The sequence below is a fragment of the Candidatus Poribacteria bacterium genome, assembly GCA_021295755.1.
Classification (GTDB): Bacteria; Poribacteria; WGA-4E; order WGA-4E; family PCPOR2b; genus PCPOR2b.
This window is the reverse complement of the sequence record JAGWBT010000212.1, coordinates 1-367: the sequence shown is the minus strand read 5'-3', so window position 1 is coordinate 367 and position 367 is coordinate 1. Positions and strand designations below refer to the sequence as shown.

The 367-nt window shown below is 56.4% G+C and carries 1 protein-coding gene; it reads right to left on the bottom strand.

Going from position 1 to position 367, the window contains the following annotated elements; translation table 11 throughout:
- Positions 1-367, bottom strand: a 367-nt coding sequence (locus J4G02_21965) for an Ldh family oxidoreductase (protein ID MCE2397181.1), incomplete at both ends; no start/stop codon positions are given.

The following is a 367-nucleotide window of genomic DNA, read 5'->3' as shown; positions in this document are numbered from 1 at the left end:
ATACCATCGCGTTGACGGTTGGCGCGTGTCCGAACCTCCGGATCGCCGGGCATCAGGACTTCATCGAAGCCGGGTGCCGGTGGAATCGCCCGGACGCGACGTCCCATCTCATCGGCGCGATTTGCATAATCCGAGAAGGGCTGGAACAGATCTGCTTTGAAAGCAATAAATGTTACGCCTTGGTGCCGCATAATTGGACCGCCGTGTTTGGAATCAACAAAGGCGTCCGCTCCTGTGAAGATTCTTCCCAGAAACTCTGTCGCCATCATCAAGGCGTAGCCCTTGTGCCCGCCAAACGGAACATGTCCGCCGCCGTTGACGAAATCGTTCGCATCCGTGCTGGGATTTCCATCTTTGTCGACGATGC